We start from the raw sequence: 24,175 nt of genomic DNA, 5'->3' as shown, positions 1-24,175 counted from the left end.
GCTTATCGACTGGGTGCAATGGCCCGCGATGGTCGTGACGGTGATCTCGGCCTGGTTCATCGGCTCTCAACGGCCTCGCCGGCGCATGTTCGCGTTTTGGGGCTTCATCCTCAGCAACGCCTTATGGGTGGCTTGGGGCTGGCACGCGAATGCCTATGCGTTGATCGTGCTCGAGTGCACGCTGCTGGGCATGAACGCGCGCGGCTTCAGGAAGAATCAGCGCACACACCGGGCGTCCGAATGACCCGGATCACTGATTCTGGAAGTTCTTTTTAAACCCGCGCAGGTTCATCAAGCCCAGGCAGATCTGCAGCACGATCAGCGCATAGGCATCAGCGTAAGCGCCCCAGACAACCCACAGAATATTGCTCAAACAAAAGCACACGAACCCCGCCATTCTGCGCGAGGGGCGCTGAGAGCCGATCAGCCATGCCGCCAGAACCGTGACCAGCATTGCTGGCCACTGCACCCAATCCAGATTAATCAAACCCGCTCCCTTAATTGCCAGACCTTTAAATAGGAAGAGGGCGGGTGAGATGAATGATTCAGTTTTTTTAACCCGCGTAACGTCCTAACCACTCGTCAGCTATTGAGCCTAATAGTTGAACGAGCGCGGCTGCGCTCCGGCCAGATAAATCATGTGCGGACCGATAACAGTCTGACGCCTGGCAAGGCCTTGCGCTTTCACCCACCTCACTAACAGGTAAACGATGATGAAGACGTTATATAGATGCTTGGGGCTGTGCAGTGTGTTGATGCTGCACGGCTGTTTTGACAGCGCCAATAACACCACCAAGGACAACACCAGCGGTAGCAAGTCCTCGGTGCAGATGCAGGAAGGCAAGTCACAGGAAAGCCAGTAAATTCCGTGAGGTCCGGGCTGTCGCGAGCAGCCTGGACTGCACCGCTTACAATGATAAAAAGGGTGATCGCGATGAATTGCCTCATTTGTGTGGGAGTGGCCGAACGGGTTTCCTGTGACGGCCCGTGGGAAGAACGCGACTGCCCGGACTGCGGGCGTTATCGGGTGGCAGACGAACTGATCCTGGCGTTGATGGACAACGGCCAGATCTTCGATATTGCCAAGACGCGTGACTGGCTGCACAGCCGGCGTGCCGAGGGCGCTACACCGTGCATTCAATTGCATGAGGCGCTGCTTGTGTTGTGAGGGCCACGGGCTTTAGTCGCTGTGGTCTTGCCCTGTGTCGCAGTCTGATTACAGGCTGCTTTGCCGTGCCCGCCGGAGCAGGTCGCGCGCGTGGTCCACACGCAACAGCAGGGTCATAGGCCTCTCATCGATGATGATTTGCGCCACGATCAGCCCATTGTTCATCGGCGCAGTCACCCGCCAGTACCTGCCAGCCACCCACATGCCGCATCAGCACATCCAGCAGCAACAGGTCAGTTTGAGTGCCAGCTGCATTTGCAGCGCGCGGCGTTATTGTGCGCAGCCCAGATACAGTTTCATGGGAGGTTTTGTTTAGGAACGATGGAGGCGGGTGTTTTTTTCCTGAAGGGAAGGCGGATTGACGTGTGATACGTAAAAGTCCAGTATGGAATTATAAGTACAAAAAATGCGTCAACCCTGCTTTTATTTCTTCACGCTTGCCAAACCAACAATAACTTGCGAGACCTCAATCATGAAGAAACACACGCTTATCACCGCCCTGGCCTTCAGCCTGCTCGCTTCCAGCCATGTGCTGGCGGCCGAAAAAACCTTGCGCATCGGCATTGAGGCGGCGTATCCACCGTTCGCCTCCAAGACTCAGGATGGCAAGATCGTCGGGTTCGACTACGACATCGGCAACGCCTTGTGCGCGCAGATGAAAGTCAAATGCGTGTGGGTCGAGGGTGAATTCGACGGTCTGATTCCTTCCCTCAAAGTGAAGAAAATCGACATGGCCCTGTCGTCCATGACCATCAATGAAGACCGCAAGAAGTCGGTGGACTTCACCCACAAATACTATTTCACCTCCTCACGCCTGGTGATGAAGGACGGCGCAGCCGTGGATGACCAGTACGCCAGCCTCAAGGGCAAGACCGTCGGTGTGCAGCGCGCCACGACCACCGACCGTTATGCCACCGAGGTGTTCGAGCCCAAGGGCATCAACGTCAAGCGCTACAGCAACAACGAAGAAATCTACATGGACCTGGCATCAGGGCGCCTCGATGCGATCTTTGCCGACACCATCCCGCTGAGCGATTTTCTGTCGATGCCACGTGGCAAGGGCTATGCCTTTGTCGGCCCTGAACTCAAGGACCCGAAATACGTGGGCGAGGGCGCCGGGATTGCGGTACGCAAAGGCAATACCGAACTGGTCGGCGAGCTGAACGCGGCCATCGACGGTATCCGCGCCAATGGCGAGTACCAGAAGATTTCACAGCAGTATTTCAAGTCCGACATCTACGGCGACTGACGCCTCAAGCCGGCGTGCCGACTCCCCGCAGGGGCCGGCACGCCGGCTCGTGCGACGGGTCAGCCCTTCAATTCCTTGAGGTGTTTGTAAACCGTCGCCCGTCCCATGCCCAGCACATTCGCCACATAGTTGGACGCGCTCTTGCCCTTGAACGCGCCTTCGGCATGCAGCGCCAATACCAGCTCGCGCTTGTGGTCGCGCGTCAGCAGATTCAGGCTCAACTGGCGTTCGCGCATCCACGCATGCAGGAAGGTGTTGATCCGTTCCTGCCAGTCATCGCGAAACAGCGAATCCGGCTGCGGGATCAGCTTGCTCGGCGACAGAAACAGGTCCAGCGCCGCCTTCGCGTTTTCGAACAGCGAGATATTCAGGTTGATGCACAGCACGGCAAGCCGGCGCCCTTTGTGGTCGTGCAGCACGGTGCTCAGGCTGCGGATTTTCTGACCGTCCCAGTTGAGCTTTTCGTACGGGCCGATGTTCACTTCGCTGACGTCATCGCTGAGCATGTCCTCCAGCGACGAGTCGTCACCGATAGCGCGTTTGGACAGGTTGTTGGCGATGTAATCGACCTTTTGCGTGCGCAAGTCATGCAGCACCACTTCGGCATGGGGGAAGAACAGCGTGGCGATCGCATCGGCGATCGCGCGAAAATTCTGCATGACTTTTTCTTGCTCGGCGGTGTTCATCAATGCGGCTCCAGGCGGACGGGCGAGAGCATACCAGCGTCCAGGCCGAACCGCGTCAGTGGCTCCGGCAGCGGGTTACCGCGCACCAGGGCCGCGCTCGCCTGGCCCATGGCCGGTGACGTCTGGATGCCATAGCCGCCTTGCGCCGCCACCCAGAACAGCCCCGGAACCTGCGGATCGAACCCCGAGAGCAAATCACCGTCGTGGACAAAGCTGCGCAGGCCGGCCCAGGTGCGGGTCGGGCGGCGGATGGTCAGGGTGGTGGCTTCTTCGATCTGGTAAATGCCCATGGCAATGTCCAGCTCCTCTGGCTGCACATCCTGTGGCTCGACCGGGTCGGCGTTGGCCGGTGAACCCAGGAACATCCCGGCGTCGGGTTTCATGTAGAAGGCTTCGTCCAGCGCCACCAGCATCGGCCAGTGGTGGGTGTCCACACCCTCGGGCCCGGCGAAGATAAACGCCGAGCGGCGCTTGGGTTGCAGGCCAATGGACGCCGCGCCGGCCAGCCCGCCGATATGATCCGCCCAGGCGCCGGCGGCGTTGATGATGACTGGGGCGGTGTAGGTCGCGTCCTGGGTGCGCACATGCCACAGGCCGTCGGCGTCACGGCTCAAGCCCAGTACGTGGCTGTCGGTGCGCACGTCGCCGTGGTTGCGACGGATGCCGCGCAAATAGCCCTGGTGCAGGGCGTCGGTATCGATGTCGCTGGCGGTAGGGTCAAAAATCGCGCCATGGACTTTCTCCCGCCGCAGGATTGGCAAGCGTGCGCAGGCCTCGTCGGCACTCAGCCGCTCGACTTGCGGCACGGTGGCCTTGGCGCTCAGGTATTGGCTGTTGAGTTCCACCGGGTCGCCAATGAAATCCACGGTCATTTCACCGCGGGGCGTCAGCAGTGGATGTTCGCAAAAGCCAGGCGGCGGGTTGTCGAAAAATTCACGGCTCGCCAGGGTCAGCGCGCGCACTTGCGGGGTGCCATAGGCGGCGGTGTAGAGGGCTGCCGAGCGCCCGGTGGAGTGATAGGCCGGGTGGTTTTCGCGCTCCAGTACCAGCACCTTGCCGTGCTGCGCCAGCCAGAAACCGGTAGAGGCGCCAGCAATGCCGCCGCCGATAATGATGAAGTCTGCAGAGTTCATGATCGTTTCCTCAAAAGGCGGTTAGCGCTGGATCTGATACAGGGCATTGGCCAGTGCAATGTCTTCCAGGCCCAGGCCGATGGAGCGGAAAAACACAGGGCGGTCGTAGTCCGGGCGCTGCGCCATGTCGCTGAGCAACTCAGGCAAGTCGCCGACGATGGTGCGCTTGTCCCAACCGTGCCGTTCACCGGCGATCAGCATTTCACCGGCTGCGCCTGGGGTGGTCTGGCGATAGTCGCAGAACACGTGCATGTGCTCCAGGCATTCGGGCGGCACTTCATGGGCGCGCGGCGCGTTGGTGCTGATGGAGGTGATCAGCGCGGGTTTGCGCAAGCGTGTCGGGTCGATCACAGGTGTTGCCGAGGAGGTGCAGAGCAGGATGACGTCGGCGTCTTCCAGGGCGGCGTCACAGCTCGTGGCGAGGGTCAGGCGCGGGTCCAGGCCCTTGAGGTGGGCGAGGGTGTCGGCATTCGCGCGGCCAAGGCGTGGCGAATACAGGCTGATGTGCTGCCAGTCGCGCAGGTTCTGCACATAGCGCACGTGCGCCTGCGCAACCTTGGCGCTGCCGATAATCGCCAGGCGCCGCGCGGCCGCCGGTGCCAGCGCGTCCACCGCCAGCGCAGTGGTAGCTGCGGTGCGCGCGGTGGTCAGTTCGGCGGCATCGCAAAGCAACAGAGGCTGGCCGGTGCGCATCGACATCAACAGCGTCCATGCGGTCACCAGCGGCCCTTGCTCACGCACGATGTAGGGCGAGGTCTTGACCCCGTAAACCCCGTCTTCGGCCAGCACGCCCAGGTAGTTGATAAAGTCGCCGGCGCCCTGAGGGAACTCCACCAGCTGTTGCGCCGGCTGTATCGCAAGCCCTGCGGCCAGGTCGCGAAACAGCTTGCGCAGGATGTGAGGCACATCGATTTGCGCAAGTAATTCGTGGGCCTGGGCCTGGTTGATCACGTGAGGCGTGCTGGGCATGGCTATCTCCGCGGATAAACTGATTTGTCCATTATGGACTTATAATTCTGTTGAGCAATATCCGTATCAAAAAAGCTACAGCGCTGCCTCCCGGAAAGTTGTGATACGCACTGAATCAATGCATCAGGACTGATACAAATGGGTACATTTAATTGACGCCAGCATTTCGCCATCCTATTATCGCCGCCGATTAGTGGCTCAGTGCCATATAGAGGGATCTAGAAATGTGGCGTTTGGAACGTCGGACAAGGCTTGGCCTGCTGTCCGCTTTTTTTTGCCTGGGCGTTGCCGGATTAGCGCAAGCTGCCCCCCCGCAGGCCACCCCGGGCATCACCGACCTGATTCGCGACCGCCAGGACCGGCTGCTCGAAGACCAGCAGCGGCGCCTCGAAGAACTCAAAGACTTGCCCGGCAAATCCGCCGCGCCTGCAACGCCGACCACGCCCGTGGATACCCGTTGCTTCCCGATCAAAACCATTGAACTCGCCGGCGCCGATGCGCTGCCCGAAGGTGAGCGGGACGCGCTGATCAAGCCCTATATCGGCCAATGCCTGGGCGTGCCGCAGCTTAATGAAGTGCTCAAGGTCATCACCGACCGTTACTTGGCCAGAGGCTTGGTGACCAGCCGTGCCTACCTGCCACAGCAGGACCTTTCCAGCGGCAACCTCAAGATCCAGGTAGTCGAAGGCAAGCTCGAAAGTTTGAAGGGCGTCGAAGGCAGCGGCATCACCGACCGCCAGTTGGCGATGAGTTTCCCAGGCAAGACCGGCGAGTTGCTCAACCTGCGCGAAATCGAACAGATGGTCGACCAGCTCAACCGCCTGCCGTCGAACCAGGCGCAGATGGAGTTGGCGCCGGGCAGGGCCGTGGGTGGTAGCGACGTTCTGGTCAAAAACACTCCGCAGAAACCGTGGCGTGTCGGCTTGTCGCGCCATAACGGCGGCCAGCGCAGCACCGGCGAGCAACAGTGGGGTGCGAGCCTGGATTGGGACAACCCGCTGGGGTTGGCCGACCAACTTTCGCTGCGCGGCGGCCACGATGCGGTGAGCGACCACCAGAAAACTTCACGCAATTCGATGCTCAATTACAGCCTGCCGTTTGGCTGGTGGAACCTCACGTACACCTACAGCGAGAGCGAATACCGCTCCCAGGCCCAGGCGAATAACTTCACGTTCAAGCAAACCGGCGACAGCCAAAACCACCAACTGCGCCTGGAGCGTGTGATTCATCGTGACGCGCTGAGCAAAACCTCCCTGAGCACTGGCGTGGCCTACCTGCGCACTAACAACTTCATCGAAGACAGCAAGCTCGCCCTGAGCAGCAACCGCCTCAGCGAAGCGCAGTTCGGCATCAACCATGGTCGGCGGATTGGCAGCTCGTTCCTCAACATCGACCTGGGCATGCAGGACGGCATCGGCGCCTTCGATGCCCAGGCCAATCATCACCCCAAGCCCGGCCAGGCCGATGCGCGCTACCGCAAATACAGCGCGACGGTGAGCTATTTGTACCCGTTCACGCTGTGGGGCGAGTCACTCAGTTTCAGCAGCTTCATGACCGGCCAGCACAGTGAAGACGTGTTATTCAGCCCACAACGCATGAGCCTCGGCGGGCAATCGTCGATTCGCGGCTACAAAGACCAGATGCTCGCTGGTGACAGCGGTGGTTACTGGCGCAACGATTTGCGTTGGAGCCGCCCAGTGACTTGGGCCTGGCTGCAGCCGGTGTTCAGCGAATACGGCACCAGTCTTGGTTATGACCAGGGCGTGATCAGCCACGGCCGCTACAACGCCGAGCAGCATGGGCGCATGAGCAGCAATTCTCTGGACCTGTTTGCCCGTGGCAAGAACGTCGCGGCCAGCGTGACCTTTGCTCACTCCTTGGAACGACCGGCTGCGATCACGGAACGTGAAGCGCCGATTTATTTCCGCCTGGATTTTTTCCTTTAAATTTTTAACCGCCCTCGGGCATAGAGACATTACATGGACGTTCGTCAGCTCGCCTTCCTCGCGCAACAGCCTTCTGCTGCCGTAAAAAGCCGCTCCCGCTTTCTGGGGCTGCCTAAACGTGGGTTAGCGTTGATCCTGGCCAACGCCATGTTCTGGCAGCCACTGCTGGCGCAAGCCGACGGCATCGTGGTGAGCGCGCCGGGAACCAGCCTCGGGCAAGCGGCCAATGGCGTACCTATCGTCAACATCGCCGCGCCAAACGGCAGCGGGCTGTCGCACAACCAATTCCATGACTACAACGTTGGCGCCAACGGGGTCATTCTCAACAACGCCACCGGGCGTACGCAGTCCACTCAGCTGGGCGGCATTATTGTCGGCAACCCGAATTTCCAGGGCACTGCCGCCAACATCATCCTCAACGAAGTCAACGGCGGCAGCCCCAGCCAGCTGCGTGGCTATACCGAAGTGGCGGGGCAGTCGGCCCATGTCATCGTTGCCAACCCGTACGGCATCAGCTGCAACGGTTGCGGCTTTATCAACACCCCACAAGCCACGCTGACCACTGGTAAAGCGGTGATCGAAAACGGCCAGATCAGCCGCTACCAGGTCGACCAAGGCAACGTCGCCATCGAAGGTGCCGGCTTGAACGCCAGCAACGTCGACCAGTTCGAAATCATCACCCGCGCCACCACGATCAACGCGCAGATCCAGGCGAAAAAACTCACCATCGTGGCCGGTCGCAACGACGTCGACGCGCGCACTTTGAACGCCACGGCGCGTGCGGCGGATGGCAGCCAGACGCCGGATCTGGCGATTGACTCCTCGGCGCTGGGTGGCATGTACGTGGGCGCGGTCAAGCTGATCGGCACCGAGGCCGGTGTGGGCGTGCGGCTGTCGGGTGACATGGTTGCCGGCGGCGATATTCAGATTGATGCGGCGGGCAATGTGGTGATGGGCCAGACCTCGGCAGCCGGCGCCGTAAATGTGAAGGCCGCAAGCGTGGCGGCACAGGGATCGGTCTTGGCGGGCAGTGCCTTGAATGTGCAGACCCAAGGCGCACTGATCAACCAAAAAAGCATGGTTGCGCGTGATCGCGTGCAGTTGCAAAGCGGCGGGGCGTTGACCAACAACGGCATCATCGAAGCTGGCGTTAACGCTGACCAGACACGCAACGCGCAGGGCGACATCCAAATCAGCGCCGGGCAGTTGAATAACAACGGCAAGACCCTCATTGCCAGTCGCGACCTTTCACTGAATGTCGATGGAACGCTGAGCAACCAGGGCGGCACCCTGAGTGCGAAAAACCAGCTCAAGGTCAGCGCCGCAACGTTGGATAACCAGCAACAAGGCCGCGTGCTGAGTGCTGCAAGCATTGAGCTGAATGCCGCTCGACTGCTCAACTCTGAGGCCGGGCTGGTCGCCGGCGACCGCGGGCTGCGCGCTAACGTCGGGCAATTGATCAACCGCAAGGGCGAACTCTCCAGCCAGGCCGACGTCACCTTGCATGTCGATGACCTGGACAACGTCGCTGGCCTGATCTCCTCGGGCCAAGCGCTGCGCTTGAGCGCCGGCGCGACCCTGAATAACCAGGCCGGTCGCCTGGCCGCTGGGCAGCACCTGCAGATCGACGCCGGGCAACTGAACAACAGTCAGTCAGCCGTCGTCAGCAGCCAGGGCAGCCTGGGGCTGAACATTGCCGGTACGCTGGATAACCAGCAGCAGGGCCGCATCGAATCCGGCACTGGCGCACAGATCAATGCCGGCAGCTTCAATAACCAACAGAGCGGCGTACTCATCAGTGGTGGCGCGCTTGATCTGGTTGCAGGGCCGGTCAATAACAGCCAAGGCGGTTCGATCAGCAGCGCCAAGGCTCTCAATGCCCGCGTCACCAGCCTCGACCAGCATGATCATGGGCGCCTGTACAGTAACAACGACGTCAACCTGGACCTGGGCAATGGCCACCTCGACAACCGCGACAGCGGCTTGATTAACGCGGGCGGCCAACTGACGTTCAACAACCTCAATAGCGTCGATAACCGCAGCGGTGAGATTTCCAGTACGCATGGTTTTCAACTGACCGCAAACAGCCTGGATAACCGCAGCGGCAAATTGCTCAGTGACCAAGCGCTGGGCCTGCGCATCGCGCAAACCCTGAACAACGGCGCCGGCGTTATTACCGCCAATGGCCTGGAGATTGACGTTGCCAGTTTGATCAACGATCAGAGCGGCCTTGTGCATAGCCGTGATCGGCTGAACGCTCGGGTGAGCGGCGCGCTCGTTAACCAAGGTGCACGTTTGAGCGCCGACGCTGGCGCGCAGCTGACTGTGGGTAGCCTGGACAACAGCAACGGCGGTCAGCTCTTCAGCCAGGGCGACCTGAGCCTGAACCTCAATCGTGGCCATCTGAACAATCAGGGAGGCTTGATCAACTCGCCGGGGCGGTTGCTGCTGACGCAGCTGAGCAGTGTCGATAACCAAGGCGGTGAAATTTCCAGCGTGCAGGCGTTCGACCTGAACGCCGATCAACTTAACAACGGCGCCGGCAAGTTGCTCAGCGAGCAAGCGTTGAGTGTGCGCATCGCCCGTGCTCTGGACAACGCCAAAGGCCTGGTAACGGCCAAGACTCTGGAGGTTCAGGCCGGCACGCTGAACAACCAATTCGGCCGTTTCGCTGCGGTAGACGACCTCAACCTGCACGTCGATGCCGAACTGGATAACCGCGCGGGCAAGTTGCTCGGCAAGCAACTCGTATTAGGGCTTGGCGCGCTGAATAACGATCAGGGCCAGGTGCAGGCTGGATCGACGCTCGCGCTTCACACGCAGGGTGCAATCAGCAATCAGGCCGGTACGTTGGCAGCCGGGCAAAGCGTGACCCTCGACAGCGCCAGTCTGGATAACCGTCGCGGCAACTTGACCAGCGACGCGTCACTGACCGCGCGCATTGCCGGGAACATGCTCAACCAGGCGGGGCTCTTCAGCGCCGGTGCTGACCTGCAATTGACTGTCGCCCACCTGGACAACTCACTCAAAGGTCGGATTTCCGCCCAGCAACTGCACATTGCGGGTCAGACAGTGGACAACAGTGCGGGGGGCAGCCTGGCTGCCAAAAGCCAGCTGGGTTTGGCGCTTGGCGGTCAGTTGAATAACACGCAGGGCTCGATCGTCAGTGATGGGCATCTCGCTATCGAAGCCACTGGTTTGGCCAACAATGATGCCACGCTGTCCAGCAGCGATGCGCTGCAGATCACTACCGGCACGTTGAGTAACCAGGGCGGGCGCGTAAGCAGCGGCACGCAGTTAGGGATGACGCTGACGGCGCTGGATAACAGCCGCGCGGGGCATATCTCCAGCCAGGCCGATGTGAGCCTGAACCTGCAAGGTGGTCACCTCAATAATCAGGGTGGCTTGATCAGCGCGCCTGGGCAGTTGCTGCTCAAGCAACTCGGCAGCGTGGATAACCAGGGCGGTGAAATTTCCAGTGCGCACGCCTTTGAGCTGGCGGCAACGGCCCTGAACACCTCGGGCGGCAAGCTGCTCAGCGAGCAAGCCCTGGTCTTGCGTATCGCCCAGGCACTGGACAACACCCGCGGCCTGATTGCCGCCGCCGCCGTGCAAGTCAACAGCGCCAGCCTGGACAACCAGGGCGGCAAATTGAGCGCTGCCACTGACTTGAACCTCAGCATCGAGGGCGTGCTGGGTAACCGCCATGGTGAACTGCTTGGCCAGCGCTCGACGGTCAACGTGGCAGCACTGGATAACACTCAGGGTCGTCTCCAGGGCGACAACCAGTTGACCTTGACCGGCCAGGGCGCCATCACCAACACCCAAGGTACCTTGGCTGCCGGGCAGGTGTTGACGGTGAATGCCGCCAGCCTCGATAACAGCGCCGGCAAGCTCACCAGCGAAGGCGCCGTGACGGTGCAGGTCTCGGCCAACGTGCTCAACCAGGCCGGGCTGTTTGCGGCCGGCGACGGTGTGCAGCTCAATGCCGCCAGCCTGGACAACCAGGCCAAAGGCCGCATCACCAGCAAAGGTGATGCGCAGCTGCGTGTGGGCAAACTGGATAACCGCGAGGGCAGCATTACTTCGGTTGGCCAACTGCAGGTCCAGGGCGACGCGTTGGATAACCGCCAGGGCGGGTTGCTCAATTCGGGCAAGGCCATGAACGTGACCGTCGGTAAGGTCGACAATCGTGGCGGTGAAGTGTCCAGCGTGACCGAGTTGACGTTGGCAGGGCATGACCTGGACAACAGTAACGGCGGTCGTGTGCTGGCTAACGGCGCACTCCAACTGACGCTCGGCAGGCTGAACAACCAGCTTAAGGGCCTGATTTCAGGGCAACAGGACGTCAGCCTCAAGGCCGGCAACCTGGACAACAGCGCTCAAGGCAATCTCTACGCCAAGCACAACCTTGACCTGAACCTGGCCGAGCACGCCGACAACACCCAAGGCGTGATCCGCAGCGATGCTGGGTTGCAACTGCGCACTGCCAGCCTGGGCAACAGCGGTGGGCGTATCAGCAGCGGCGGGGCGCTGGTGCTGAGCACCCAGGGTGCGATCACTAACCAGAACGGTGAAGTGCTCAGTGCCGGCACCGCGACCGTGAACGGCGCCAGTGTGGACAACAGCCAAGGGCACATCATCGCTGACGGCGCATTGCAACTCACAACGGGTGTGCTGCTCAACCAGCACCAAGGCCGTGTCACCAGCGCCGATCGCCTCAACCTCAAAGCGACCAGCGTCGACAACCGTTTCGAAGGCCGTATCGCCAGTGGCCAGGCGCTCGACGCCAGTGTGACCAGCCTCGACCAACGCGGTGGCGGCGAGCTTTACAGCAACAGTGAACTGACTCTGGACATGCAGCATGGGCTGTTGAACAACGTCGATGGCTTTATCAATGCACCGGGGATGTTGCTGCTCAAGAACCTCAAAGACGTCGACAACCGCAACGGTGAGGTCTCGAGCACACACGCCTTCACCTTGACCGCCGACACCTTGGATAACAGCGGCGGCAACCTGCTCAGCGACCAGGCATTGACCCTTAAAGTCGAACACGCCCTGCTCAACGTCAAAGGCTTGATTTCAGCGGCTGGAGTTGGGCTTGAAGCCTTGCGCCTGGATAACCGCGAAGGCAGCGTCAGCAGTACCTTGGACACGCGCGTGGCCGTCCAGCAAGATCTGCTGAACGACCAGGGCGAGATCGTCAGCGCAGGGCACACCCAGCTGGATGCAGCCAGCTTGAGCAACACCAAGGGGCAAGTGCTTGGTGATGTGAGCCTGGGCCTCAAGGTCAAGGGCGCAGTGAACAACCAGGGCGGCACAGTGGGCGCCGGCACGTTGTTGGATGTGTACGCCGCCAGCCTGGATAACCGCCAGGGCGGGCAACTGGTCAGCAACGGTCAACTGAACGCAACCGTTGACGGGTTACTGGACAACCAGGCCAAGGGCCGGGTGTTGGCCAAGGGCACCATGGAACTGCACACCGGCCAGCTGGACAACCGCGAAGGGCGGCTGATCGGCCAGGACCTGCTGACGTTGCACAGCGCTAATGTCGACAACCGCAGCGGCGTGGTCCTCGCGCAAAAAGACCTGCAACTCAATGTGGCTGAGTTGGACAACCAGAAAGGTTTGCTCAGCGGCAAGGCGGCCTTGGTGTACGCCGGGCAACAGTTGCGTAACCAGAACGGCCTGATCAGTGCCGTAGGGCCGCTGCGGCTGACCGCCGCTAACGTGCAAAACGCGGCGGGCCGTATCGCCAGCCAGAACGACCTGCAGGCCACTGTTGGCGTGCTGGCTCAACAAGGCGGTGAGTTGGTTGCCCTGGGTGAGCTGAATTTGAGCGGTACCTCGCTGGACAATCGCAACGGAGGCTTGGTAGGCGCTACAAAAGCGCTGAAACTGACGGTCGACGCCATTGATAACCGCGCCGGCGAAATTTCCAGCCAGAGCAGCATCGACTTCAAGGGCCAGCGCCTGGATAACAGCGGCGGCAAACTGGTCGCCGGTACGGCGCTGGAGCTGGCCGTGGCCCAGGTGATTAACCAGGCCCAAGGGCTGGTGTTTGCCCGCGATAACCACTTCAACGGCGCGCGGCTGGACAACAGCCATGGCACCTTCTCAGGCCAGCAATCCCTGAACATTGCGCTGGCAGCCATTCCCGGCACCGAACTGAACGGGCAGTTGGACAACCAGCAGGGCCAGATCAGCAGCGAAGGCACGCTGCAACTGACCAGCACCAACCTCAACAACACAGGCGGCGCAGTGTCTTCGGCCGCTGCGCTGACGCTGGAGGTCGGCGGCGCTGTCGCCAACGAAGGCGGCATTCTGGAAACCGATGCCAGCCTCAACCTCACCAGTGCCAGCCTCGACAACGGCCCCAAAGGCCTGCTCAACAGTCGCGGCGCGCTGACGCTGACCACCGGCGCCTTGAACAATAGTGGCCGTATCACCAGTGCCGACCGCCTGGACGTCTCGGCCGCCCAACTGAACAACAGCGGGCGTATCGCCAGTGACAACAACCTCACGGCCACAGTGACCGGGCTGGACCAGCAGGGTGGCGAACTGTTCAGCAAAACCCGGCTCGACCTTGACCTCAATCATGGCCAGTTGACCAACGTCGCCGGACTGATCAATAGCCCGCTGTTGATGCTCAAAAACCTGGCGGATGTAAACAACAGCCAGCTCGGCGAGATTTCCAGCCAACAAGCGTTCACCCTGGCGGCTCGCAACCTGAATAACGCCACCGGCAAGCTGATCAGCAATCAGGGCCTCACGCTGCAGGTGAAAGAGGCGTTAGGCAACGCCCACGGGACCATCAGCGCAGCCTCGATCAACGCGCGTGCCGCCAGCCTGGACAACAGCGATGGCCTGCTCAGCAGCCACGGGGCAATGGACGTCGCCGCCGACCAGTTGATCAACAACCAGCGCGGTACGCTGATCGCCGACGGCGCGTTGCTGCTGTCTTCCGCGCGGCTCGACAACCGTGCCGGTGATGTGACGGGCAAGGCCGCGGTAACGGCCACGATTGACCAAGTCGATAACCGTGGCGGTCAACTTATCAGCACCACCGAGCTGGCGTTGCAGGGCACGGCCCTGGACAACCGCAAAGGCCTGGCAGGCGCCGAAAAAGCGCTGAAACTGCAGGTCGGCAATGTCGATAACCGTGGCGGCGAGCTGTCCACGAATGGCGACCTGGGCTTCACCGGACAAACCCTGGATAACAGCGACAGCGGTCGTGTGCTGGCCGGGCAAGCCTTGAGCCTGACCGTGGCGAAACTGCTCAACCGCAACGACGGCCAGCTCAATGCCCAGCGGCTGATGCTCACGGCGCAGGACCTGGACAACAGCAACGGCAAGTTGCTTGCCCAGCAACTTTTGCAACTGGAACTCAACGGCGAGCTCAATAACAGCCAGGGCGTGCTCAGCAGTGAAGGGCGCCTGAATGTCAATGCCGCCAACCTGATCAACCGCCAAGGCCGTATTTCCAGCGCTCAAGCGTTGGAGCTGGACCTGGCAGGCGCGGTGGATAACCAAGACGGCCAGTTGGTGACCGACAGTACGTTGCAGCTGCGCAGCGCCAGCCTGGACAACCAGAAAGGTGTGGTCAGTGGCAAAGGGGCGGTCTCGGTAACTACCGGTGCGCTGGACAATACCAACGCTCGCCTCAACAGCGGCGACACCTTGAACCTGAAGGCTGGCCTGTTGAACAACGCCGCTGGCAGCATCGGCAGTGCCCAGGCCCTGACGGCCAGCGTCGATGGCCTTGACCAGCAGGGCGGCAAGCTGTTCAGCAATACACGCCTGACGCTGGACCTGAACAACGGGCAGTTGAACAACCAGCAAGGCCTGATCAACGCGAACGGGCCGCTGGTGCTCAATCGTCTCAATGGCGTGAACAACCAAGGCGGTGAAATCTCCAGCGGCCAGGCGTTCGACCTGCTGGCGCGCAACCTGGACAACAGCCATGGCCGGCTGCTCAGTAACCAAGGCCTGGCCTTGCGTATCGACCAGGTACTCACCAACGTCAAGGGGTTGGTTGCAGGTGCCAGCCTGAGTGCCAATGCAGCCTCTGTTGATAACAGCGGCGGTACGCTCACCAGCCGTGGCGACCTCGAATTGACCAGCACCGGTCTGCTGAATAACCAGCAACAAGGCCTGATCAACGCCGCACAAACACTGACGGTGAACAGCGGCGACCTCAATAACCAGGGCGGCAGCTTGCTCGGCACCCGCGCCTTGACGCTCAATGCCCAGGCCCTGAACAACAGCGCCAAAGGCCTGATCAACAGCCAGGGCAGCCTTGTGCTGAATGCCCAGGCGCTGGACGCCAGCGACGGTGGCGAGGTGTCGGCCAAGGGCGATATCGACCTCAACCTCAGCGCATTGGCGCTGCGCGACGGCAGGCTGATCAGTGATCAGCGCCTGACCGTGGACCTGGCCAATGGTGACCTGGACAACCGTCAAGGCCTGATCCTCGCCAAGGGACCTTTGACCTTGAAGCGTCTGCGCGACGCGCAAAACCAGGGCGGCGAGATCTCCAGCCAAAGTGCCCTGAGCCTGAGCGGGCGTAGCCTGGACAACAGCGCCGGCACACTCATCAGCCAACAAGTACTGAGCCTGAATGCCGACGCTGTGGTCAATCGCGCTGGCCTGATATCGGGTTGGCAGGGGCTGAATATTGCCGGCGCCAGCCTGGACAACCGCGCTGGCGGCACGCTCTCCAGCCGCAACGGCGACCTCGACCTGCGCCTCAGTGGTGGCTTGCTCAACAGCGGCGCAGGCGTACTGGTCAGCCAGGGACGCTTGGGTGTCAGCGCGGCCAGCCTGGACAACAGTGACAAAGGCATTATTTCCAGCGGTGCGCAGCAGACCCTGAGTGTGATTGGCCTGCTGAGCAACGCCCAAGGCGGCTTGATCGACAGCGGCTCAACACTGGACCTGAGCGCGGCCAACCTCGACAACAGCGCCGGCAGTATCACGGCAATGCGCAACCTGAACGTATTGGGTGGCAACCTGATCAACACCGGCGGCTCGCTGATGGGCAACGACCACCTGGTGCTCGACCTGCAAGGTAACCTGGGCAACGTCAACGGCAAGATCGCCGGCACCGGGGCGCTGGTGCTCAAGCAGGCTATCGAGGTGGATAACCGTGGCGGCCAACTCGCCAGCCAAGGGCGCCTGTCACTGGCCATGGGTGGCCTGAACAACAGCCAAGGCGGCACGGTCGCCGCTAAAGGCCCACTGGCGATTGATGCCAGCGCTATGGTGCAAAACAACGCCGATGGTTTGATTTACAGCCAAGAGGGCGACCTGCAGATCAAATCCTTCGGCCTGAGCAACGCGCAAGGCAAGCTGCAGGGGCAAAACGGATTGCGTGTCGAGGTCAATGGCGACCTCGATAACCAGGGCGGCAACATCATCAGCCAGACCGGTGACGTGCAGTTCAAAGCCGGTAATTTCGACAACCGTGGCGGTGTGCTTGCCGCCCTCAAGGGTGACATCGACGCCGGCGTGGTCGGTGTGATGCGTAATGGTTATGACCAGAGCAGCAGCCGCAAGGGCGGTTTGATCCAGGGTGAGCGTCTTCTGCTCACTGCTGGCCGGCTCGACAACCAGGGCGGCCACATTGCGGCGCAGTCGGGTGACGCGCTGCTGACCCTCGCCACCCTGAATAACCAGCAAGGCGCGCTGTATGCCAAGGGCCTGATGCGGGTCCAGGGTGACAACCTCGACAACAGCAACGGGCAGATCGCCGGCGACCAGATAGCACTGGGCCTCACGGGCCAACTGACTAACCAGAATGGCCTGATCGAAAGCACCAACGCCCTGACGGTGGCGGCCAATGCCATCGACAACCAGGGCGGCAAGCTACGCGCGCTGGGCCGCACGGGTGCCACGCAATTCCAGATCGGCAGCCTGTTCGATAACCGCAACGGCGCAGTAGAAACCGCCAACCAGGACCTGACCCTGGCCGCTGCCAGCTTCCAGAACAGCGGCGGGCAATTGCTGCACATGGGTGAGGGCAATTTCGATATTTCCCTGCCCAATGTCACCGGTGCCGGCGGCACCATCGTCACCCGTGGCGGCCTGACCTTGAACGCGGATACCTGGACCAACACCAGCGTCATCCAGGCAGGGCGTTTGAACGTCAATGTCAATAACTTTACCCAGACCGAAACCGGGCAGCTATTGGCCTCCACGCACTTGGAAGGCAAGGGCGGCAGCTGGGTCAATAACGGCTTGATTGCCAGTGACGGCAGCTTGAAGCTCGATTTGGCGGGCGCTTACTCGGGCAATGGCAAAGTCACCAGCCAAGGCACCCTCAACCTGCACGCGGGCCAGTTGGACCTGAGTAACAGCGCGAAGATAACCAGCGGCGGCGATGCGGTGATCAACGTTGATGGCCAGCTCAATAACCGTGGGCGCCTGACCTCTGCGGCCACTCTCAACCTCGCGGCAGGTGGCCTGAACAACTACGGGACCCTGGGCGCAGCGCAAAAGGTAACGCTGACCAGCGCGACCCTGCTCAACGATCATGGCTTGCTGTTCAGCGGCAACGACATGGCGATGTACAGCGACTCGATCACCAATCAATACGGCGACATCTACAGCCTTGGGCGCCTGGACGTTGCCGGCCGTGACGGCGTGAGCAAAGCCGCCCGCCTGGAGAACGTCTCCGGCAGCATCCAGTCCAGCGGGGATATGTCGCTGAAGGTGGCCAACCTGACTAACCGTCGGGATGTGTTCCAGACCAAAGAAATCCCGGGCAGTGGCGGCTCGCTCGGCACCATTTGCTGGGACTGCAGTGGTGGCAGTTTTGTCGTCGACTTTGTCGGCACCGAGAATTATCAAAGTGAGCTGCTGAACACCTCGGCTGCCTCGACTATCCAGTCGAACGGGCGAATGGACATCGCCGCAAACAACGTGCTCAACGAATACAGCACCCTGGCTGCCGGCACGGACATGAATATCACGGCGGACACACTCACCAACAAAGGTGCGACGTCCGGCTCCGGCACGCGCACCCGTACCTGGAGGTTGACCGCGTCCAACGGTACTTACTGGCGTTTCAAACGCAGCGTCGTAGACCCGTACAACGCGCAGGGCGGCCCTAAAAGCTTGCCGGTCGGTGCGTTGTCGGCGTTCCCACTGGTTGCCGACACCCTGGTATCGACCGCCGGGGCGTCACTGGCGCCGGCGATCATCCAGGCCGGTGGTGCGGTGAACATCACCGCCACCAAGACCTTGATCAACAGCAGTGAGACACCGTTCACAGCCTTGACCGAACGCGCCGCGCGCCACGAAGACACCGCTATCAGCACCGGACCGGTAACGGTGGTGGTGCAACTCGCTGCGCAACTGCCGCCTGACCTTGCCAAACAGCAAGTCAACCCGCTGACACTGCGTGAGTTCAGCCTGCCGACCGGTACCCACGGCCTGTTCCACCTCAGTACCCAAGCGGTCGACGGCACCCAGGCGGTACAGGCCAACACGGGCCCGCAAAGCTGGACCATGGGCGGCGCCAGCCTCGGCCTGGCGCAACGCAAGGACGCGCAACCAGCACCGACGACGCGTACCTTCGATTTGACCCAAGTCGATCAACAGAGCGCCGCGACTCGCCAATTGGGCTCGACAGCACGCCAGGTCAGTGGCGTCACCGCCAGCGCCACGGCGTTTGACGTCTCTGCGGCCACCGATGTGGACAACGGCGGCGTCTGGACGCCTGGCCAGATCACTACCGGTGAGATCGCCCGTGGGGATGGCATCAACAGCCAAAATCCGTCCGCAGGTTCGACCCTGCCTACGGTCAAAGTCAGCGGGCCTGGTGACCAGCCAAACCTGGCGCTGACTGAGCGCGATACGCGCATACAGGTCACTACACCCGGCGACCTCGCGCGCCCCACAGTGAACATTCCCGGTGTCACCCCGGTGATGCCAGGCATCCAGCCGGTAGCCGGCACGCCCAATACACAAAGCCAAGGCAATCGCCCAACGCAAGTAGCCACGGTGGTCGCTAAACCACTCGACGCAGGCGCGCAAACCACCTCGGTCGCCAGCCAGACCGTCAGCCGTGTACAAGGCTTTACGCCCACCGGGCCGGTGTCCCAACCGCACAAATACCTGGTCGAAACCAACCCGGTGCTCACCGACCTGAAACAGTTCATGAGCTCCGACTACCTGCTGGCGGGCCTGGGTTACAACCCGGATGAAAGTGCCAAACGCCTGGGCGACGGGCTTTATGAGCAACACTTGATCCAGCAAGCCGTGCAAGCGCGTACGGGGCAGCGTTTTATCGACGGCCAGAACACCGACGAAAAACTGTTCAAGTACTTGATGGATAACGCCATCAGCAGTAAGCAACAGCTGAACCTGGCCGTGGGCGTGTCGTTGACCTCGCAGCAGGTTGCCGCCCTGACGCACGACATCGTCTGGCTCGAAGAGCATTCAGTGAACGGTGAGAAAGTGTTGGTGCCGGTGCTTTACATGGCCCAGGCCGACAACCGTCTTGCGCCGAACGGTGCCCTGATCGCCGGTAACGACCTGAACCTGATCGCCGGGGAAAACCTGGAGAACGCCGGCACCCTGCGCGCTACCAACAACCTTTCAGCCAAAGCCGGCAACGACCTGACCAACAGCGGCGTGATCGAAGCCGGTAATCGTCTGGACCTGCTGGCCGGCAACAACATCGTCAATAAGTCTGGTGGCATCATTGCCGGGCGCGACGTCACGCTCACGGCCCTCAAGGGTGATGTGATCAACGAGCGCGCCGTGACCAGCACAGGTGGCGGTACCGCGACGCGTCGCGACTACCTCGACAGCGTGTCACGCATCGAGGCCGCGAATGACCTGACCCTGAATGCCGGGCGCGACGTGGCCAACACCGGTGGTGTGTTGCAAAGCGGGCGCGACACCCTCATCACCGCCGGGCGCGATGTTCATATTGATGCGGTTGAGCAGCGCGATGGCTTCAACATGGGTAGCCGCCTGCGCACCGAAACCGTGACACAAAACGGTGCCAGCGTAGAAGCCGGCCGTGACCTGACAGTCTCGGCAGGCCGCGACTTCAGCGCCATCGCCAGCCGCATCGACGCCAAGCGCGACCTGAGCATTACGGCCACCGAAAACCTCAGCGTTTCCTCGGCTGCCGATGAGCAGCATTCCTCCAGCAAGTCCAAGAAAGTCACACAGTCCAAAGACCACATCAGCCAAGTCTCCAGCGTGCTGACCGCCGGCGGCGACGTGTCGTTGAATGCCGGCAAGGACCTGGAACTGACCGCCAGCCGAATTGCCGGTGGCGGCAACGTCGCCCTCGAGGCACAGCGCGATGTGAGCATCCTCTCGGCACTCGACGAAGACGCTTCGTTCTACTCGAAAAAGAGCAAAGGCTCGTTCGGTCGCAGCAAAAGCGAACAACGTGAAAGCTACGACAGCACCAACGTCGCCTCCGTCGTCGAAGCCGGCAAAGACCTGACCATCAACGCCAGCAAAAAAGCCGACGGCGGCATGAACATCGAAGGCGGGCGCGACGTCACCGTGATCGGCAGCCAATTGAAAGCCGGCGGCGACATGCTGCTGGGTGCCACGGGCGATATCGCGGTGCTGTCGGGTGTCGAGGAGCACGGTTCCTACAGCAAGAAGACCAAGTCCGGGTTCCTCGGGCTTTCGAAAAGCGGCAAGAGCCAGCTGAAAACCACCGCCAGCCAGGTCGGCAGCGAGTTGGAGGCCGGCAATGACGTGGTGGTGGCTGCGGGTAATGACGTGCGGTTGCGGGCGAGTGAGATCAGTGCTGAGAACGACACTGAACTGCGCGCCGGGCTGGTGAACAGCACCGGCGACATTAACCTGGTTTCTGCGAATGACACGGCGTACAGCCGCAGCGAGGAATACAAAAAGAAATTTGGCTATGTGGAGAGGCCAACGTCGGTGGCGATCTCTTCGGCGAAGAAGGCCGGGCGTGAAGCGCAGAGCAGCACGAGCGTAAGCAGCCAGGTCAATGCTGACCGCGATGCTACCTTGCAGGCTGAACGTGACATCAACCTGGTGGGCAGCGGCATCAGTGCCGGGCGCAACGTCAGCCTGGACGCCGGGCGTGACGTCAACGTGGTCGCCGCTCAGAACTCCAGCAGCGAACGCAGTTGGGAGAAGAAAAAACAGACGGGCTCAAGTATCTCCAGCAATGGCAATGGCTTCAGTGTTTTTGCAGGCACCGAAGGCTCCACGAAAAAAGATCGCCTGGAACGCGAGACCGCTGCGGGCAGCCAGATCAGTGCAGGCCAGGACGTCGCGATCAACGCCAAACGCGATATCAATCAGCGAGGCTCCGACCTTGATGCAACCAATGATATTGACCTGACGGCCGGGAGAAATATCAACATCGATGCCGCCCGTGAAAGCACCCTCACCGAGCAACTGCGACAAAAAGAGAGCAATGGCCTGGGGGCTTCGATCAACCATAACTACGCCAATACCAAGGAAGCGGTGAGCGGTGCGGGCAAGGGCGAGGACAATGTCAGCAAAGGTTCGAGCACGCTCAAGGCAGTGGATTCGGTCGGCCAGTTTGTTAATGGCCCGACGGGTGATGCCAAGTTTGGTAATAGCAAACAGAGCAATAGCCAACAAGTGGTCGAGCAGACCAACAGGTCCTCGACGCTCAATGCTGGCAAAGACCTGAGCCTCAACGCCGGCAACGACGTCGTGGTGAAGGGTAGCCAATTGGACGCCGGTCGCGACATCAATATTAAAGGGCGCGACGTGACCCTTGATATCGCCAAAGGCAGCGTCAGTGAGGAAACCACCAACACCCAGAGTTGGGGCGGTATTCATGGCGGCACCAGTGGCGGGATCAAGGTCGGTGTCGGTGGCAGTTATGGCACCGCCACGGGCGACAGTGCCCAGGGCACCTCTACGCCTACGCAACTTGATGCTGGCCGCGATATCAACCTCAAGGCAAGTAATGACCTCAACCTGATTGGTACACAGGCCAAGGCGCAACGAGATATTGAGCTGAATGCCGGCAAGGATTTGAATATCCGTTCGGCGCATAACGACAGCACCAGCGAAAACAATCGCCACAGTGGCGGCGGGGAGGCGGGTCTTACCTTTGGCTCCGATGGCATCGGCGTTTATGTCAGTGTGAGTTTGGGCAAAGGCAACTTGGAACGAGAAGGCCAACGTCAACAAGAGGCATATCTATACGCAGGCGACCGCCTGGGGTTCAACAGCGGTAAGGACACCAACATCGGCGGTGCCAACCTACGGGGTGATGAAGTAGTAGGCCGTGTCGGTGGCAACCTCAACGTTTCCTCGGTGGCCGATACCGGCAAGGTCAACGGCAAAGAGTTTGACATCAGTGTTACGGCCACGATCGGCCCGGGAGCGGGTGTCAGCGGCTCGGTCGGCTATGGCCAAACCACCGGCAAGACCGACTGGGTTGAAGAACAAACCAGCATCACCGGCAAAAACAAAGTCGATATCCGTACCGAGAACCATACCCAGGTCGACGGTGCTGTCATCGCTGCCGACAACGGCAACCTTAAACTGGACACCGGTACGCTGGGTTTCAGCGATATCGCCGGGCAGGATAAAGAGCACGGTTACTACCTCAACGTAGGCGGGACCTACAAAGCCGGTAGCAATGACAGTAAAGGCAGCACCGTACAAGACAGTAGCCAGACGGGCAAAGGCAAGGAAGGTAAGACCGGTTGGAGCGTTGAGGGTTGGAACTACGAAAAAGAACGCGAGCAGATTGTGCGTGCAACTGTTGGGACCGGTGAGATCGTTGTACGCGAGGATGCCGAAACAGGTGCTGACTCCACGACCAGTTTGAACCGCGACGTGGGCAAAGCCTATGAAATCACTAAGGATGGAGAGAAACGCACCGATCTGTATGCGAGCAGTTCCTCGATTGATGCGGTGATGGACCCCGAGAAAACTGCTAAAGACTTGGTTAAGGACGTTGTTAATTTCGGCGAAAATCAAAAGAAGAAGATTCAGGAAGTCGCAAGCGCGCTCGACCAGATCAAGGGAGAAATCCAAGCTCAACGTGTAAGTATCAATGATATCTCGGCGAAGACCCGCAAAACATTTGGGGATGAGCAAGCGCTAACCATTGCGAAAAATTTAGCCCGCAAAGGCCTTGACCCTAATGCGCTAGAAACGCTTCCACCGGAAGTGATTAGCGCATTGACTACCTTTTCGCAAAATGCAGAGATTTACGATAAGAAAATTAAAAGTTGTATTGATGATGGCAGTTGTCCATTCGCCTCTTCGGCTGAGCAAAAAGCTGGGCAGCCACTGGAACTGGCGGCGACGAACATAGATAATTTACCGCGTAACGGCGGTGAGGCAGCGCTTAATGGCATCGTTGATATTGTTAAGATTTCTCAAGCGCTCCCAATAGAGCAGTTCCAAGCTGCGATGCTCAGCGTACAAGCTATGATGGGGCCTTTAAAGTTTGTAGTGAGCGCTGTTGCGAATGCTGTCGTCAAGGAAGTAGCCGGTGAAAAATATCAGGAGTATAAAGAGTCGGCCGCTATTGAGTTGGCAGCAAAGCTGACAGACCGAAAAGTTGAGTTTATGCGGGAGATCCATGAGGAGGCTAAAGCTGATGCTAATAGTGTTCTGAATGGCGATGAATACGTTGTTGCAACGGAGTTCCTGATTGATGCCGTCCTGGGCGAGGTCAAGTCCCTAGGGATGAAGGCCGGCAGTAAAATCTTTGCTAATGATTCGAAAGGCCCGCTGCTGCCTGACAGTTACTGGAAGAACAAAGAAGCGCCCACTCAGGTTACCCCGGGGACTACGCGGGTGGTGGACATCAAACCGAGCAGCCGTAAAAAAGATGAGTTTTATGAGCGGACCACGCATTATGATGAGTATGGGCGTAGCAAAGGTCAGACCCATATGACCGATCATGGGCAACCTGACGTGCATCCTAATCCCCACCATCATGTGCGAGATGTGGAGCGAAATCAAAATGTCAAAGGTGCCAGGCCTGGCGTGCATCCAGATTACTAGGAGGGAAT

10 protein-coding genes are annotated in these 24,175 nt (G+C 60.3%); 6 read left to right on the top strand and 4 right to left on the bottom strand.

From position 1 onward, the window contains the following. The first annotated feature begins 28 nt into the window (after positions 1 to 28). Positions 29 to 244, top strand: a complete 216-nt coding sequence (locus L8K08_RS22920; RefSeq protein ID WP_145163669.1) for a hypothetical protein — start codon at positions 29 to 31, stop codon at positions 242 to 244. A gap of 6 nt (positions 245 to 250) precedes the next feature. Here L8K08_RS22920 and L8K08_RS22915 read toward each other — a convergent pair whose 3' ends face one another. Then, a complete protein-coding gene (locus tag L8K08_RS22915) occupies positions 251 to 487 on the bottom strand; it encodes a hypothetical protein (protein WP_242200119.1) in 237 nt (78 codons plus the stop codon). A gap of 226 nt (positions 488 to 713) precedes the next feature. Between L8K08_RS22915 and L8K08_RS22910 the strand changes: the two genes are divergently transcribed. The 3 genes from L8K08_RS22910 (at position 714) to L8K08_RS22900 (ending at position 2,417) form a co-directional block, all read left to right on the top strand. Then, entirely contained in the window at positions 714 to 863 is a 150-nt protein-coding gene (locus tag L8K08_RS22910) for a hypothetical protein (RefSeq protein WP_177410134.1), read from the top strand. A 71-nt stretch (positions 864 to 934) separates the two neighbouring features. Continuing rightward, positions 935 to 1,168, top strand: coding sequence for a hypothetical protein (locus tag L8K08_RS22905; protein ID WP_145163564.1), 234 nt, complete (start codon positions 935 to 937; stop codon positions 1,166 to 1,168). Between the two features lie 472 nt (positions 1,169 to 1,640). Further along, complete coding sequence (locus tag L8K08_RS22900) at positions 1,641 to 2,417, top strand: ABC transporter substrate-binding protein (protein ID WP_242200118.1); 777 nt, start codon at positions 1,641 to 1,643, stop codon at positions 2,415 to 2,417. A 59-nt stretch (positions 2,418 to 2,476) separates the two neighbouring features. Here the strand turns inward: L8K08_RS22900 and L8K08_RS22895 are convergent, their stop codons facing one another. Genes L8K08_RS22895 through L8K08_RS22885 form a run of 3 tightly spaced genes read right to left on the bottom strand, consistent with a single transcriptional unit; the run spans position 2,477 to position 5,205 of the window. Beyond that, positions 2,477 to 3,103: a PAS domain-containing protein gene (locus L8K08_RS22895; RefSeq protein ID WP_145163566.1), complete on the bottom strand. Its 627-nt coding sequence runs from the start codon at positions 3,101 to 3,103 to the stop codon at positions 2,477 to 2,479. Beyond that, a complete protein-coding gene (locus tag L8K08_RS22890; RefSeq protein ID WP_242200117.1) occupies positions 3,103 to 4,236 on the bottom strand; it encodes an FAD-binding oxidoreductase in 1,134 nt (377 codons plus the stop codon). Before L8K08_RS22890 ends, L8K08_RS22895 begins: the two co-directional genes overlap by 1 nt. Positions 4,237 to 4,257: 21 nt before the next feature. Further along, the gene (locus L8K08_RS22885) at positions 4,258 to 5,205 is read right to left on the bottom strand and encodes an ornithine cyclodeaminase family protein (protein WP_242200115.1); all 948 of its coding nucleotides are present in this window, start codon (positions 5,203 to 5,205) and stop codon (positions 4,258 to 4,260) included. Between the two features lie 224 nt (positions 5,206 to 5,429). Here L8K08_RS22885 and L8K08_RS22880 point away from each other — a divergent pair, with 224 nt between their 5' ends. Next, positions 5,430 to 7,151: a ShlB/FhaC/HecB family hemolysin secretion/activation protein gene (locus L8K08_RS22880; RefSeq protein ID WP_242200114.1), complete on the top strand. Its 1,722-nt coding sequence runs from the start codon at positions 5,430 to 5,432 to the stop codon at positions 7,149 to 7,151. Between the two features lie 33 nt (positions 7,152 to 7,184). Continuing rightward, complete coding sequence (locus L8K08_RS22875; RefSeq protein WP_242200113.1) at positions 7,185 to 24,167, top strand: hemagglutinin repeat-containing protein; 16,983 nt, start codon at positions 7,185 to 7,187, stop codon at positions 24,165 to 24,167. The last annotated feature ends 8 nt before the right edge of the window (positions 24,168 to 24,175 follow it).

This window comes from Pseudomonas sp. TREG-RG-20F-10-E-6-01 (assembly GCF_022662455.1).
In the GTDB taxonomy this organism is placed as follows: domain Bacteria; phylum Pseudomonadota; class Gammaproteobacteria; order Pseudomonadales; family Pseudomonadaceae; genus Aquipseudomonas.
The sequence above is the reverse complement of the archived record's forward strand: the minus strand, read 5'-3'. Positions and strand labels throughout refer to the sequence as shown.